Source organism: Spirosoma radiotolerans (assembly GCF_000974425.1).
Lineage (GTDB): Bacteria > Bacteroidota > Bacteroidia > Cytophagales > Spirosomataceae > Spirosoma > Spirosoma radiotolerans.
This window is the reverse complement of record NZ_CP010429.1, coordinates 713,492-728,716: the sequence shown is the minus strand read 5'-3', so window position 1 is coordinate 728,716 and position 15,225 is coordinate 713,492. Positions and strand designations below refer to the sequence as shown.

Genomic DNA, 15,225 nt, shown 5'->3' with positions numbered 1-15,225 from the left:
AGTGATTGTTGATCCCAACACATCATTACTCACGGGTCTCTTTATATAGCCAAGGGTCGCGGGTTTGCTGCTGGAAGTGCTTCAGTTTGGCCTGCAATCGGACCAATACGTTCTGATAGCGTGGGTTAGCAGCCAGATTCTTCACTTCGTCGGGGTCCGTTTGAAGGTCGTATAACTCAACCGCCGGACGATGCAAATAAGCGGCTACGGTTCGCTTGCCAAACAGTTTCCGCTTTGTTCGCAGGGCATCCTGCCACGTAAACGAGTTGTATAAATCCAGCGCCATTGGGTATGGAAGCTGGTGCGCCAGGTTGACAATCAGCTTATACCGCCGTTCGCGGACGACCCGCATGGGGTAATACATCGTTATCTCATGCAGGGAATGAGACGCATAGACCTCATCCCAACCCGAGACGTTCTCCTGCTCGATAATTTTCCGGAACGACCGCCCCTGTTTTCCCAGACTGCTTGTCCCGACACCGGCAAAGTCGAGAAGCGTTGGCGTTACGTCGACCCAGGAGATCATAGCATCCTGTACGAAACCCGGCTTCTGCGGCTTAGGCAATTTTATAATACACGGCAACCGCATACCCGGCTCATACAGAGTTGTTTTTGCGCCGGGGAACGGAGCGCCATTGTCGGACAGGTAAACGATCAGCGTGTTGTCATACTGGCCTGTGTCTTTCAGGTAGTCGATCAGGCGGCCAACGCCCGCATCCAGGCGGCTGATCGACTCATAATATTGTGCCAGTTCAGCCCGGCAGGCTTTTGTATCGGGCAAGTAGGGAGGCACCCGAACCTGACGGGGCTGGTAAAAATGGTCGCCAACCTGCGGATACCCACCGGGGCGATTGCCAAACAGATTCGGTTTGGACCCATCGAAAATTGGTGAACCATCAGCGGCAACCGCATTGCTCCGATGCGGATCATCAGTAGCGAAATAAAGAAAAAAGGGTTGGGCCACGCTTGGGTTGGCCGACTGAGCGGAGTTCTTATCCAGAAAAGGGTAGCACAGCCGGGCCATTTCTACCGGACTACGGCCAATCGACACAGGATCATTAACGCCCCCCGCTTTAAGTACCTGCTGAAAATGGTAGACCCGCTCGGGAGCCACATGTAATTTCCCAATTCGGGCGGTGCGATAGCCCGCCTGTTCGAGTAGAACGGGCAACGACCGCACGGTATCAAACGAGCTGAAGTGGTGTTCCTGATGCTCCAGCCCATACATTCCATTGGCATGATTATGGAGGCCCGTCAGCAGCACAGACCGGCTGGGGCTACAACTGGCGGTTGTGCAGAACGCATTCGAGAAACGAGTGCCATCAGCGGCCAACTGGTCAATGTGTGGCGTCCGCACCGTTGGCGATTCGGCCCCTAAACTACCATAACAACCGAGCGCTTCACGCCCGTGATCGTCGGACACAATCAGGACAATATTTGGGCGCGGCTCTGCTTGCAGAGAATTGGTTCCTATAGCTTTTGCAGAAGGCTTCGTTCTGATTGGTGACCCCGACAAAGCCCAGACACCGCACAGAAAAAATAATAAGCCAAAACGGCCAACAAATCCAGCAGTAAACGCAAAAAATTTATAAGTATATTTTATTTTGGATATCATATATATAACTAATTATGAGGAACTTACAAAAAAACACATCTCTACTTATTTTACTATTTGTTACCCTTTGTACTAAGAGAAAACCATTTTAGAGAAATTTAATCTTAATGGTAACAAGATAGGGCACAATAATTGCACTCAGCTGTATTGCTTTATTCAACTATTAATATCAATATTCATGACCGTATTTCTCCGATGGGTAGCGGTGTGGGGATTTTTGTGCCAATTTTTTGCGGTGCCTGTATTTGCCCAACTCAGCATTACCAGTCCCGTGCCACGAATGGTATTCCAACGCAATTTAGCGAATGAAGCTGTGGTAACGGTAACGGGTATGGCCTCGCCAACGGCAACAACCGTCGAAGCCCGTTTTGTCCCTTTAGCCTCTGGTCAGGGCGCCGTTACGGCCTGGACTCCCCTGAACTTCCTGACAGGCTCGAAGGCTTTTCGCGGAAAAGTGACCGTTGCGGCTGGCTGGTATCGGCTGGATGTCCGCTCTAAAGTAGGTACCACGATTCTGACCCAAACCAAAGTCAACCGCGTGGGCGTGGGTGAGGTATTTGTCATTGCGGGTCAATCGAACGCCTTTGGCGGCATTGAGCGGGGGCTTGTCGCTGCCGAAGACCGGGTTATGTGCGTTGATTTTAGACAGGATAGCCTGAGTGAACAACTCTTACCACTTCAATTCAGCCATATCAATTACGGCTCTAATATGGGCCCAAGTCAACCGCCACATATGTATGGTCTACTGGGCGATAAACTGGTACAGCGGCTCAACGTTCCCGTCTTATTTATAGGCGCTGCGCTTGGCGGCACCAGCAGTACAGAGTGGAGACAGTCGGCTGCAGGAATTATTGGAACAACGCCAAACCCATCCGTTTATCGGCGTTTAGGGGCTGTCCTGCTTCACTACATTGCCCGAACGGGAGCACGCGCCGTTCTTTGGCACCAGGGCGAGAGTGATATTAACTCGTCGACCCAAACCTATTTCGACAACATCAAATACGTAATCGAGAAAAGTCGGCAGCAGGTTGGTTCGAAACCACTAGCCTGGGTTATTTCACGGGCAAGTTATATATCGGGGCAAACAAACCCGCAGGTGATCAATGCCCAGAACCAGTTGATTAATAATGTTGCCAATGTATTTGCAGGACCCGCTACCGACAACATCATTGGCCTTGATAACCGTCCTGACGATATTCACTTCAAGGGGATTGGCCGTCTTCGATTCACCGAAGCCTGGGACGCGAGCTTAACGGCTTCTTTCTTTCAGAACTCGGTTCCCTTCATGCCAACGGATTCGGCCGTGCAGATAACCAGCGGCTATACGTTACCGCTTACCCGCCGACCGGGTGAAATTATAGCTGTTGCCTCCCTACGCAGCGATCCACACGAATCGGATAATAAATACGTTGCCCAGATCGTCAGAGTCAGCGATGGAGCGACGGTTTTTGAATCGGACCCAAGCACCGATAATCCTATCTTGATAACCTTGCCCTTTACACTCCAGAATGGCCAGTACCGGTTACGGACTCGCTCTACCCACCCGGTCGTTTTAGGCACGCTGGGCGAACCATTCAACGTGCAGCAGGATGCAAGCCCCAGTATTGCCTTTCCGATATACCGGCAACCGATCATTGTGGGTACCGCCGATTCGGTTATCCGTCGTTTCGGTTACCGATATGAAAAAGGCGCCACCACATTTTGGGGGCTGATTCAGGCGACAGCCCCTGTAGAAGTTAAATTGGAGAGTCTTTTCAGCAATCCCTTTATTAATTCCAACTGGCTTGTTGTTCCACCCAGCTCGCAGGCACCGGACTTCGATGCCTTTAGTGATTTCAACTACATCCAAAATTATCCAGCTGCGCAGGCTGGCGTAAGTGGTGTGGTTCCGGGCAGATACCGGTTTTCCGTTCGTCGCCAGGGCGACACCGGACCGGGTATATCGTTTGAAATGGAACTACTCGACGGTCGCCAGATTCTCTATTACCCGATGGAACCCATTGGCGCCATTCCCCCGGTTCTCACCATTGGCAGTTCACTGAATTCGTCCTGCCTTAGTGGCTCATTCAATGTGGCGGTCGATGTAACGGATAGCGTCATGAACAGCGGCAACGTATTCAGTGTACGACTATCTGATGCCAGCGGGTCGTTTGCCAACGAAACAACCATTGGGAGTAGTACAACCAGCCCTATTACGGCCACCTTATCACCTTCATTGCCAGCTGGGACTAATTATCGCATTCGGGTTGTGGGCAGTAATCCCAATGTGGCCAGCGCTCCTAGTCAATCGTTATCCATCTGTCCCGGAGGAGCTGATCTCTCGATGAGTATGAGCGTCAGTAACCGAACACCCGCACCCAATCAGCCCGTTACCATTACGCTGGTGATCACGAACAGTGGTCCGGCCGATGCAGCCAATGTGAGGGCCCAAAGTTTATTGCCCACGGGCATGAGCTTCATCGGCGCCACATCGGCGGCTACGAGCGCATCGGCCAACACCGTGTCCATCAATGTCGGGACCGTGCCGAATGGCGTTAGTAAGCCGTTTATTTTCCGGGTCAAGCCCATCCAGCAGGGAACTTTTGCCACATCCGCCCAAATAACCGCCAGTGCCCAACGGGACCCCGACAGCCAGCCCAATTCCGGTACTGGTGATGGACAGGACGACGAAGCTACAGTCGATTTTCGCACACCGAGTGCGAGTGGGCCTATCCTGGCATCGGATAACTCCAACCAGGTGCCCCTTCCCCCCCTTCAGCCTAATCAACCTCCTACAGATCCGGCCAAGGCCGATTTGAGTTTAGGCCTTAGCGCGAGTAATTTAGTGGTTAGTACAAATCAGGTAATTAGTGTGAGTCTGGTAGTTAGTAACCTCGGGGGCGCAAATGCTACCAATGTAAACGTACAAACACTATTACCAACAGGCTGGCAATTAACTGTAACGACGGGCCTGACGATTAACGGACAAACCGTGACGGCCTCCGTAGGCTCTATCCCGGCGGGTAGATCCACCACCATGATCTTATATGTGCGGGTACCAAGTCTGGGAACCGTCCGCTCGCAGGTATTCAGCGCTTCGCCTACCGACCCCGACTCGACGCCGGGGAACGGCTATACCAAAGGAGAAGATGACGAAGCTGCCTTAAGTGTACGAATGAGGTGACCTCTTTCAGAACGAAGAAGGCCCCGCTCATCGCGGGGCCTTCTTCGTTTTACTTCTTAATGATTTCTTCGAGAAACGCGCGAAACGGCCCCGCAAACTCGGGTCGTTTGAGGGCAAACTCAACCGTTGTTTTCAGGAAGTCCAGTTTATTGCCGATATCATGGCGTTTGCCTTCAATGCGATGTGCGTAAAGATTCTCACGTTTCAACAACAGCAGCATTGCGTCGGTCAGTTGAATCTCATTGTTTTTCCCAACCGGCGTTTGCTCCAGCATGGCAAAAATCTCGGGCGTCAGAATGTAGCGTCCGGCAATGGCCAGGTTCGATGGGGCCTCGCTGATGGATGGTTTTTCGACCAGCGTATCCAGTTCAAATATCCGATCACTCAACGACTTCCCTCCTACGATTCCGTAGCGGTTTACTTTGTCGTGAGGCACCTCTTCAACAGCAATGACTGAGCCACCAAACTGGGCATAGGTATCAATGAGTTGCTGTGTGACAGGAATAACCGAGTCCATGATGGTATCGCCCAGCAGTACTGCAAACGGCTCATTTCCAACATGGTGCCGGGCATAACGAATGGCATCCCCAAGTCCGTTGAGTTCCCGCTGGCGAACGTAATGCAGGTTCGCCATGTCCGACAAACGACGCATCTCATCCAGCAGTAACTGATCTTCCTTCTCTTCGAGTCGGGTTTCCAGTTCGTAGTTACGATCAAAATGGTCTTCGATCGCCCGCTTCCCTTTTCCCGTAATAATCAGAATATCTTCGATACCCGAGTCAACGGCTTCCTGCACCACGTACTGAATGGTAGGGCGGTCAATAATGGGCAACATTTCTTTGGGCTGCGCCTTTGTGGCGGGCAGAAACCGGGTTCCGAGACCGGCAGCGGGGATAACGGCTTTCTTTATCATTTTTGAATGATTGAATGTCTGAATGTCTGAATGATGTGCGCGTCAGCTATTCTATCATTCAGGCATTCAGACATTCAAAATTAAACTACATAGGGTTTGATAACGCGTGCATTGATTTTCTTTAATTCCACAAAAAGCCGGTTTAGCATGGCATCATCGCGGTAAAGACCGATGATTGAGCCCCCCGAGCCGGTGAACGAAGCCGATGCCCCGCAGACACGGGCGGCTTCAATCAAACTTCGGTTGCGGTCGGTGATGTTGTATATCTGTGCCCGCAGATCGAAATTACGATTAACCAATTCATTCAGGGCTTTTCCGTCCTGGCGAAGCATCGCTTCCCGGCCTTCGCGGGCCACATCGGCAATGGCGCTCATGGTCTCAACCACAACGGGCTCTCCTTTGAGCCATCGCGCCCGAACGTCGTTGTGCACCCGACCCGATTGCTTGCCCAGATCCGTGTTGTAGGCAATGTATAGTTTAGGCAGCAAGCGGGAATCGAGCGGTTCGTACTGGCCATAGCCCTGGCGTTCCATGATATCCCGGTCAAAATCCATGTAGACGCAGCCTTCATAGCACTGAATCACGCGGTCCTGCAACCCAGCCGTAATGCCCAGCTCTTCAGCTTCCGTAGCCAGTACCAGATTAGGCAGGATCGGCTGTGGAATTTCAACGCCGTAAAATTGCATGAGTGCCCGGAAGGTGGCGACAATGATGGCGCTGGAGCCCGAAAGGCCAACCTGGCGGGGAATAGACGTGTTGTAGCGAATTGAAAAATTCTGGTTCGGCAGCCGGATGTGTTCGGCTTCGCAATATTCGGAAAATTTCTTGATGGCCGCTTTTAATAGCGGAACACCGCCATGGTAACCCAACGTGCTGACCGAATCGCGCAGGTGGTATAAACTACGGAACACGTTGGTATCCTGCAACTGCGGCTCAATATGCAGTTCGGGTGAGGGATAAAGCGTCACAGACGCTCCAAAGTTGCGCACAGAAATGGCAATGGTCTTCCCAAAAAATCCATCGGACGGGTTGCCAAGTAGTCCCGCCCGGGCATAGGCACGGGTTTCGATGAGCAAATCAGTAGCGGATCAAGTGTCCGCTGGCTAAATAATTAAACGACAAGTTTACGAAAGAATCAGCAGGATAAAGATGAGCGGTGCCGTCTTACGATAAAAAAAGCGACCCGGATGCTCTCCGGGTCGCTTTTTTTATCGTTTGATCGTCTCGGAACTTAGTGCGTATCTTCTTTCGAGACATCTGTTTTTTCCTTACCGTCATAACCTACGTTATGCGGATCATAACCCTCACCAGGCCTGTCTCCCTCTTCGAGGTAAGTGGCGTCCGAACGGTGTAAAAGCGCATCATCGGATGGATTCTCGGCTACTTCGCCCAGTTTTCTGGCTGCCTCGTCACTCATCATACGACCCTTAGGCTGGTCGGAAATAGCGTCGGCGTCAACGTCCCATTCCTGGGTTCCACCCAGGCTTTCGCCTTTGGGTTCACCCACCCGGCCTTCGCCTTCGTGTGCCACGCGGGTATCCTTCGTTATGTTCAGGTTTTCCGTTTCCATATCCAGGCCCGACGTTGCATCTCTGTATGAATTATTCCCAACGCCTTCCGACTCACGACCGTAATCGGAATCGCCATGCTGGTTGGGGTCACGGGAATAAAATTCAGGATCTAGTTTATCCGGGTCGAATGGTGATGTAGTTGCCATAGCGTTAAGTGTTTTCAGACTATAACCCGAAAGGAGGGCGGTTGTTTGGAAAGGGCGTAACGCAACGAAGCCGAAGCGATAGCAGGCAGCCACCCTGACCAACAGCCTCTTCCTTTTGTTCGGCTATTCCCGCTGCCCCTTTATCTCTGCCAGAAGCTGGTCGTTGGTTTGTTGTAGCAGCGCCACGCGCTCCGTAAGCTGAAACAGCAGGAACTCCATGTTCCGCAACCGCTCTTCGGTTGTGATAGCCGCTGAAGGCGAATTGAGCGCTTTAAACATCAGGCCCTCGCCCCGTAGCAGCCAGTCGCCGTTGACCTGCGGATAGGCCGCCAGAATTTTTTCGAGTGTATCGTAACGAGGTTTCAGCCGACCGTGTAAAATATGATAAACTTTCTCGCCCCGGTGTTCGCCTAGTTGCCGGGCGAATTCGAGCACACTAATGTCGAGCGAGTCGATGAGTTGCTGAAGGCGTAGATTGATCGTCATAATTTACAGATTTGTATGTAAGAATACGCCAAAAAGAAGGCGTTCTAAATAGGCTGGGTTGGGCGACGTCAAATCAGCCTAAATGTTCTCTGAAAAACCAGAAAACAGCCTTCTACAGCCTTAAGAATACTTATAAAACGGGGTTGTTTTTTTACACAAAAGTATGTAAATTTAAATCAGTAAACGCAAGGCCTTAAAAAGGCAAAAGGGACCTCAAAATGGGCCCCCTGCTTGAACAGTAAACAACAAATACTAATGAACACACAAAACAAAAGCCAAATCGAGACAATTCAAAGCGGTAATGAACTTAAACCGTACCAAAAGATTCACGAGTTGACTGGCGAGGTCGTCAATAAATACAAATATCTGGAGGGCCATCCCCGTCAATATCGGTTCGATGCCAAGGAAGGTGTGTTCAATATCAACGGAAGTGAGAAACTGGGGCGCACCCTCACGTTTCAGCCAATTGCCTGGCGCATTTTCACGGACAACATCCTGAATATGGGCACCAAAAACTGGGCGGAGATTTTCTTTATCGACGAGAAGAACTGCGTATCGGCGGTGTTATTTCACGGCTACTCGGTCGACAACATTTTTCGGTTGATCGAACCCCTTTATTATGACGACCTGACACTGGCCGATGTGGTCATTACAGCCGTTGCCGAGAAGAAAGAGAATAACAAAATTCAGCCAAAAGGCGTGTACTATATCGCCAACTTCACCTATAAGATGGCTGACGTTGAGAAGACGAAAGAGTTGAAACAGTTTGCGCAGGAGGTTAAGGTGTTCCGCCAGGAAACGCTGACAGACATTGCCAACATCAAGACGGCCATGAACTACTACAACCCCTTCATAAACCCCGTAGAAGAGCCTGCCTTGCTGGCGGCCGGGTAGTTTGTGATCGTTTCATTCAACGTTTCTCCTTCGCTTATGATTTCTCAATTGTTAACACCATTTTCCCAACCGCTCATAATGCCCGGTGACGATTACCGGGCATTGCCGCGTGTATCGAACTCTGACCTGACCCGACTGAAAGAAGAGCATCTGGGCTACTGGTCGGTGCCCTCGGCGCGGTTCATTCCCGAAAAGACCAAGGCGTTTGGGCGGGCGTTCCACCAGCATTTACTCGAACCCGAAACGGTCGGTACGGTTTTGTCGCAGTTTCTGCCCGACATGATGGACCCAGCCCTACGGCCTGATGGACTTGCTCCGGCCCAAACCAAACAACTGCATACGCTAATGCAGACGATCCGACAGGATGGCTTTTGCCGACGGTATCTGCGGCTGTCGGAGCGAGAGCGCATTGTGCTTTCGACAGAACCAACAACCGGTATCGCCTGCAAGGCGCGATTGGATATGGTCTATACCAGCCCCAAACGCCGAAATGCGATGGTAATCGACCTAAAAACAACGTCGGCCCGCACGCAGGCCCAGTTTCTGGAATCATGCTACACCTATGATTACGATCGCCAGGCCGCTTTTTATGTGGACAGCCTGCGCCATGCCGACGGACGCGAGTGGAGCACGACGAAGCAGTTTCGCTTTGTATTTATTGGTATCATGAAACAAAGCCCATATCGGCTCTTTGCCGTCGATGCGACCTCCATTCCGGGCTTTATTGATTATGGCCGGAAGAAGTACCGCTTCTGGCTCCGCAAATGGCGCGACGAGCAGACAGCCGAAACGCTGGCGGCACCCGCCTGGAGTATGAGTGCTTAAAAGAAGTTTACGATTTGTGGTTGACGGTTGGTTGACGTATCAGATAAACATGCATCAGCCAACCTTAAACCAAATTCCTACAAACAACAAACCGTTATGAACGCATCGATCATCACCCTCACCCCTACTGATCTCCATTTCGATTGGGGAACCGATGGGCTGGTGCTGTGGATTGAAGAATTGGATGGAGCCGATAGTTTGGCAGGGCAGATGAGTGAGGTTATGGACCGCATTGCCTTTGCCATTGAACTCCAGACGGGCTGGGACCATAGAACTGATGCCGATACGCTCCATCCGCTGTATGGCTACCGGCTGCTTCTGCGCGATGCGTCGGGGTTATGGAATGCCGTCCAGACCGACGAGACTGGCCACTTCGCGGGGTTAATAGCTCTGGAAGAGCTGGACTATGAAGTGGCGTATGACAAAGTGATGTGGCTGGATTAAGCTATAGCTTACCCAGGCGGTTCCCGCCTGGAAACCGTAAAACATATAGAGTTACCCCTCTCGTTTATGTCATCAATACGGCCAAACCTAGAACCGGTTTGGCCGTATTATTTTATGATCACGCAACCTTTTACCCTGCCTTTGCATCTTTAGTGAAAATCAAGCACAAGACCGATACAAACGCATGAAAACTAGCCTCCTTTTGTTCCTGCTCGCCTGCCTTGCGATGGCCCCAACTCTGGCTCAGACGACCGTTAGTGCCAGCGATATTATGGCCAAAATCAATCGCCGGGAAGCGGTTTCTTATCAAAATACCACCATCACCGGCGATCTTGACCTGACCAGCCTGGCGAATCGAAAAGAAGTCCGCGAGGGTAACTGGAAAGGTGAATCGCAGGAGTTCCTGAGTACAGTTGATGTTCCGTTAACCTTTAAGAACTGTACCTTCAAGGGCAAATTTCTAGCCTACCGGACAGAGCAACAGGAAGAACGAAAACTCCTGAACATGAGCAATAAAGTTTATAACACGGACTTCACCGAAGCCGTTACCATCGAAGGTTGCCAGTTTACGAACGATGCTGCGTTCAAGTATTCGACTTTCAGCCAGCGCGCGATTTTTACCGATAACAATTTTCAGGATGGGGCTTTGTTTAAGTACAGCAGATTTCGTAATGAGGCCGATTTCAGCGGTTCGACCTTCCGGGAGTATGCCGACTTTAAATACACCAAATTCGATGAGTCATCGTCGTTTCGGAGGGTAGCCTTCGAGCGATATGCCGACTTTAAATACACCAAATTCGATGAGCGCGTCGATTTCAGCCAGGCCCGCTTCAGTAGCAACGCCGACTTTAAATATACACATCTGCCCCGAGGCACCAACTTCGACGATACCCGGTTCAATGGGTCTACTGATTTCAAATACACAACCCTCGATGGGCGCCGGTTCTCTCCGAATGGACGGTAGTGCCTAACCATACAAGACAATAGAAGCCTGGTTGGCTCGGTTGCCGGACTTTAACTTAAAGTCCGGCAACCGAGCCAACCATTTGTATGATTACGTGTTTATCAAAACGTTACACCAAGTCAGTCAACGTTTTGAAACGAACAACAAAAATTATACTTGCGCTTGTCGTACTCCTGATCATCGCCCGGTTATTGCTACCTTATTTCGTGTTGCGGTATGTCAATAAAACATTAGCCGATATGGGGAGTTACACGGGCCATGTCGATGACATCGATATCCAGCTTATCCGGGGCGCCTACCAACTCGACAACTTGAACATTCGTAAAATCAATGGCAAGCTAAAAGAGCCCTTTGTCTTTATCCCTAAAACCGATTTATCGGTCGAGTGGAAGTCGCTCTTCAAAGGGAAACTGGTTAGCGAGGTCGAATGCTACGAGCCGAAAATTAACTTCGCTTTTAGTGATACGGAATCCAGTAACCAAACTGGAGCCGATGTAGACTGGACTGTTTACCTGAAAAAACTGCTGCCCATCAGCATCAACCGGTTCGCGGTTATCAACGGTAAGGTCAATCTGACAAGTCTGGTCACCCAACCCCGGGCCGATTTGTCTATCCAGAAATTTCAGGGAGAAATTCGGAATATCCGGAACGTAGAAGACAAGAATAACAAGCTGCCTTCACCGGTCGAAGCGTCGGGAGATGTGCCGGGTTATGGAGGCACCATGAATTTCTACGCCAACATGAACCTGCTGAAAGAAGTACCAGATTTTGATTACAAACTTCGGTTCAGCGACCTGCAGCTAGTAAAACTTAATCCTCTCGCCCGTCACTATGCCAACCTTGATTTCGAGCGCGGAACCGTCAGTGTATACAGCGAGATGGCCATGCTCAACAGCAAACTCAATGGCTATCTGAAGCCACTCACGAAGGGCATGCAGATCTTCAAGCTTGACGAACACGAGGGCCGATCTATCGGAAAGTTTTTTACAGAGCTGGTTGCACAGGCGGGAACGGCCATTTTTAAAAATCAAAAGCGCGATCAGGTAGCCACGCGTATTCCGCTCAATGGCACCATCGATGATATTAAAACCGCCACCTGGCCAACTATTTTCGGTGTATTGCGCAACGCGTATATCGAAGCGTTCAAGGGTGAATTCGATAACAATATCACGCTGCAGGATGCGGTCAAAAGCTTTAAAGACGACTTTAAGGCCAAGCGGGCCGAACGTAAAGCGGAGCGGAAAGAGAAACGAGCCGAGCGAAAAGCCGAACGGCAGGCGAAGCGGGCAAAGCGTAAGGCTGAGAAAAAAGAGAAAAAGAAATAAAAATGCCCTGTAGCCAGGGCGATTCCTCAGGCTACAGGGCAGTAAAGTTTGTTGTCATTTCTATTGGCTCTTGCGCCGATCGATCAGGGTATCTTTGCGAGCACCCGACTCCGTCCGGCGGGGTTGGTAGCGGTAACGGACCTTTTGCACACCAGCATCCTTCTCTTTCTTGTAAGTAGGAATTGCATTATCCTTACTCTCCAGGTTATCCTTCATGGATGGAGGTGGAATAGGCTTTTTTGACCGTGCAGACGCTGAAGCCGAGGTCGGTTTGGCCGAACTAGCCGAACCCGAGGCCGATTTCGGCGCACTTGTTTTAGCCGTTTGGGGTGTCGTCTGAGCCAGCGCAGGAGTAGCCATCAGCAATACACCGAGCAATACTTTAATCATAACGTTTGGTTGAGTTTGGTCAATGAAAAAATTACACACAAAACTTACCGGCGAACACTATCGACCTTGGTAGCGCCCCCCCGACGCAGCGAATCGGGCCGCAATCGCTTTTGTTTCCGATTTTTGGGTAAGGTCGAATCTACACCCGCTTCCATTTTCAGCCGCTCCTGCCGATTGGCAGGCTTTATTTTTGGCCGAACTGGATTAGCCTGCCGAGTATCCGTTGTTGAGGTCGATTGCTGCATCGTTGGAGCCTGATTACTCTGTGCCAACGCACTGATGCTAACCAGTAGTCCTAACAGGCTGAACGAGAACCGTTTCATAATTTCGATGAGTTTGTATTAGATTGTAACGACTTGCGCTAACAATAGGTTATAGTCTTGGCGAGTTATTGATTGTATGACCTGGTTAAATAGCGTTCCTTTTACCGTCAATGTCTAATCTGCCAGTAAACAAATGTGGAATTTGGGCTCCTCCTGCATCGTTATGGAGTAAGCAGCCAGTTCGTGTATGTTTCTAAAACTGTTTCGTAAGCCCAGGGCCAGTTCCGGCCACTCCCGCAAGGAACCGGCTGACTACATTGCCGCCTATCGGGCTACCGGCGATTTGGCGGTATTGGGTGAACTCTATGAGCAGCACATGGACCTGGTCTATGCGGTTTGCTTTAATTACCTGCGCGATGAGGATGAGGCCAAAGATGCCGTCATGAATCTGTTTGAACAGTTGGTAACCGACCTGCGCAAACATGACGTACAGCAGTTTGGCCCCTGGCTCCACAGTGTGGCCCGCAATTATTGTTTGATGCAGCTCCGTAAAATGCAGGCGCACCCCAAAGCCGCGCTGGTAACCGGCACCGGAGCCGACCTCGACGATGAGCCCATTATGCAGCTATCGGCGGATGATGCCGACAAGTCGGAGCTTGAAGAAGACCTAACGACCATGGAAGCGTGTTTAAAAACGTTGCCCCACGAACAGCAAACCTGCCTGACGCTCTTTTACCTGGATCACAAAACCTATACGGAAGTAGCCGAGCTAACGGGCTACGACCTGAAACAGGTAAAAAGTTATTTGCAAAATGGGCGTCGAAATTTGAAAATTTGTATGCGTAAGTAACGCGGGCGAAAGCTCGTTTTTAGTTGATAGCGGGTTTCCACCTGCGCTACTGCCATGAACGACCAACTAAGTTTTACCGATTTACAGGCCTATCAAGCCGGTCAGTTAAGTGGCCCGGCCCGGTATCGCGTAGAGCGGCTTCTCCTCGAAAATCCATTTTATGCCGACGCCCTGGCGGGACTGGAGGCTATGCAGCAAACGGCCGCCGATGCAGCTACCCGTCCCACGACCGAACAACTGGCTGATCTTCGGGACGCCCTGCATGAGCGTATTCACGCATCGGCGAATCAGAAACGGCTTTGGCCACTCTGGATTGCGACAACAACAGCGGCTATTCTGTTTATGCTGGCAATGGCAATTTATTTTATATTCTTTGCGCCCAAACAACCCGTCAAGCCGGTTCTAAAACCAACCACAACGGTGATGACTAGACCGCTCAGCAGTACGCCATTAGGGATGATGAAAACGTGAAAGCGAGTTGCTCTTTCAGGGTTCATTCGTCACCCTATTCCTATCCCTTTCGGTAAAACTCTCAATAATCTTTAGAAACAAATAAAACATTTATAAAACGTAAGGCGTTAACCGGACATATCAACTTTATTGGATTCTCTATGTTTCGCGCAAATTCATTACGTTTTACCATCTTCTCGTTTCTCCTCGTTACTAGCTGTCTATCAAGCAGTTTTGGCCAACAGCGGTTCAGTGCAGGCCCACGTGTCGGCTTAAATTTATCCACATTTGGCATGGATGCCAAGGACTATACGTTGCGGCCGGGTGTAACAGCCGGGGCTTTTTTGATGTATAGTTCCCTGAACCATTTCGGCATCTCGGGCGATGTTCTTTACTCGCAAATGGGTGCTAAATATGCAGACCCCGCTAATAGTCAGGCCAACTCGTTCAAACAACGGATTAATTATCTGGAGGTCCCAATTGCTCTACGCTACTTCCTGACGCTGAGCGGTAATTTCCGACCCAACGTTTTCTTTGGTCCATCGTTTGGTTTTAAGCTGAATGCAAAACGTACGAATTACATAGCGCAGGGAGTTGCTCAGCCAGATTTCGATAACAGCGCCGAATTCCGGTCAATGGATTTAGGCCTGATCGCTGGTTTCCAGCTCAATTTCAAGGGGTTGGGCGAACGGCAGCGTTTTCTGATCGATGCGCGCTACCGCTATGGCTTGAGCGATATCACGCTTAATAACAACCAGAACGTCAACAACTCGACGATCACGTTGACCCTCGGTTATGGCTTCGGCGTTGGCCCCGAACACCCAAGCCGGTACCGGAAGTAGTCGATCTCGGCTTTCTACCAAGTGTCCTCGCTAGACTTATTTAATGAGTTAGCGAGGACACTTTTTTGTATTTTTGGCCTATCA

At 50.5% G+C, this 15,225-nt stretch carries 16 protein-coding genes; 9 read left to right on the top strand and 7 right to left on the bottom strand.

The genetic code is table 11. From position 1 onward, the window contains the following. Positions 1–25: 25 nt before the first annotated feature. Positions 26–1,423, bottom strand: coding sequence for a sulfatase family protein (locus SD10_RS02790; RefSeq protein WP_262507371.1), 1,398 nt, complete (start codon positions 1,421–1,423; stop codon positions 26–28). A gap of 370 nt (positions 1,424–1,793) precedes the next feature. Here SD10_RS02790 and SD10_RS02785 point away from each other — a divergent pair, with 370 nt between their 5' ends. Further along, positions 1,794–4,778 carry a sialate O-acetylesterase gene (locus SD10_RS02785; protein WP_046375588.1) on the top strand — a complete coding sequence of 995 codons (2,985 nt, stop codon included), beginning with the start codon at positions 1,794–1,796 and terminating at the stop codon, positions 4,776–4,778. Positions 4,779–4,827: 49 nt separating this feature from the next. On the opposite strand, the gene galU is transcribed toward SD10_RS02785, so the two are convergent. The 4 genes from galU to SD10_RS02765 form a co-directional block, all read right to left on the bottom strand. Beyond that, entirely contained in the window at positions 4,828–5,691 is an 864-nt protein-coding gene (galU, locus tag SD10_RS02780; protein WP_046375587.1) for a UTP--glucose-1-phosphate uridylyltransferase GalU, read from the bottom strand. 80 nt (positions 5,692–5,771) lie between these two features. Further along, positions 5,772–6,767: a mevalonate kinase family protein gene (locus SD10_RS02775; protein WP_046375586.1), complete on the bottom strand. Its 996-nt coding sequence runs from the start codon at positions 6,765–6,767 to the stop codon at positions 5,772–5,774. A gap of 155 nt (positions 6,768–6,922) precedes the next feature. Next, positions 6,923–7,408, bottom strand: coding sequence for a hypothetical protein (locus SD10_RS02770; protein WP_046375585.1), 486 nt, complete (start codon positions 7,406–7,408; stop codon positions 6,923–6,925). A gap of 123 nt (positions 7,409–7,531) precedes the next feature. Beyond that, positions 7,532–7,894: a transcriptional regulator gene (locus SD10_RS02765; protein ID WP_046375584.1), complete on the bottom strand. Its 363-nt coding sequence runs from the start codon at positions 7,892–7,894 to the stop codon at positions 7,532–7,534. 255 nt (positions 7,895–8,149) lie between these two features. On the opposite strand from SD10_RS02765, the gene SD10_RS02760 reads away from it, so the two are divergent. The 5 genes from SD10_RS02760 to SD10_RS02740 all read left to right on the top strand — a co-directional run bounded on the left by SD10_RS02760 (position 8,150) and on the right by SD10_RS02740 (position 12,346). After that, positions 8,150–8,788: a hypothetical protein gene (locus SD10_RS02760; protein WP_046375583.1), complete on the top strand. Its 639-nt coding sequence runs from the start codon at positions 8,150–8,152 to the stop codon at positions 8,786–8,788. A gap of 36 nt (positions 8,789–8,824) precedes the next feature. After that, entirely contained in the window at positions 8,825–9,613 is a 789-nt protein-coding gene (locus SD10_RS02755; RefSeq protein WP_046375582.1) for a PD-(D/E)XK nuclease-like domain-containing protein, read from the top strand. Positions 9,614–9,709: 96 nt separating this feature from the next. Further along, positions 9,710–10,057 carry a hypothetical protein gene (locus SD10_RS02750; RefSeq protein WP_046375581.1) on the top strand — a complete coding sequence of 116 codons (348 nt, stop codon included), beginning with the start codon at positions 9,710–9,712 and terminating at the stop codon, positions 10,055–10,057. 184 nt (positions 10,058–10,241) lie between these two features. Continuing rightward, positions 10,242–11,021 carry a pentapeptide repeat-containing protein gene (locus SD10_RS02745; protein ID WP_046375580.1) on the top strand — a complete coding sequence of 260 codons (780 nt, stop codon included), beginning with the start codon at positions 10,242–10,244 and terminating at the stop codon, positions 11,019–11,021. A gap of 131 nt (positions 11,022–11,152) precedes the next feature. Further along, a complete protein-coding gene (locus tag SD10_RS02740) occupies positions 11,153–12,346 on the top strand; it encodes a DUF748 domain-containing protein (protein WP_046578970.1) in 1,194 nt (397 codons plus the stop codon). A gap of 60 nt (positions 12,347–12,406) precedes the next feature. Here the strand turns inward: SD10_RS02740 and SD10_RS02735 are convergent, their stop codons facing one another. Continuing rightward, entirely contained in the window at positions 12,407–12,736 is a 330-nt protein-coding gene (locus SD10_RS02735; RefSeq protein ID WP_046375579.1) for a hypothetical protein, read from the bottom strand. Between the two features lie 44 nt (positions 12,737–12,780). Further along, positions 12,781–13,059 carry a hypothetical protein gene (locus tag SD10_RS02730; RefSeq protein ID WP_046375578.1) on the bottom strand — a complete coding sequence of 93 codons (279 nt, stop codon included), beginning with the start codon at positions 13,057–13,059 and terminating at the stop codon, positions 12,781–12,783. A 187-nt stretch (positions 13,060–13,246) separates the two neighbouring features. Between SD10_RS02730 and SD10_RS02725 the strand changes: the two genes are divergently transcribed. The 3 genes from SD10_RS02725 to SD10_RS02715 all read left to right on the top strand — a co-directional run bounded on the left by SD10_RS02725 (position 13,247) and on the right by SD10_RS02715 (position 15,141). After that, positions 13,247–13,849: an RNA polymerase sigma factor gene (locus SD10_RS02725; RefSeq protein WP_046375577.1), complete on the top strand. Its 603-nt coding sequence runs from the start codon at positions 13,247–13,249 to the stop codon at positions 13,847–13,849. A gap of 54 nt (positions 13,850–13,903) precedes the next feature. Further along, the gene (locus tag SD10_RS02720) at positions 13,904–14,320 is read left to right on the top strand and encodes a hypothetical protein (RefSeq protein ID WP_046375576.1); all 417 of its coding nucleotides are present in this window, start codon (positions 13,904–13,906) and stop codon (positions 14,318–14,320) included. A gap of 140 nt (positions 14,321–14,460) precedes the next feature. Further along, positions 14,461–15,141 (top strand): porin family protein, encoded by a 681-nt coding sequence (locus SD10_RS02715; RefSeq protein WP_046375575.1) that lies wholly within the window; start codon positions 14,461–14,463, stop codon positions 15,139–15,141. The last annotated feature ends 84 nt before the right edge of the window (positions 15,142–15,225 follow it).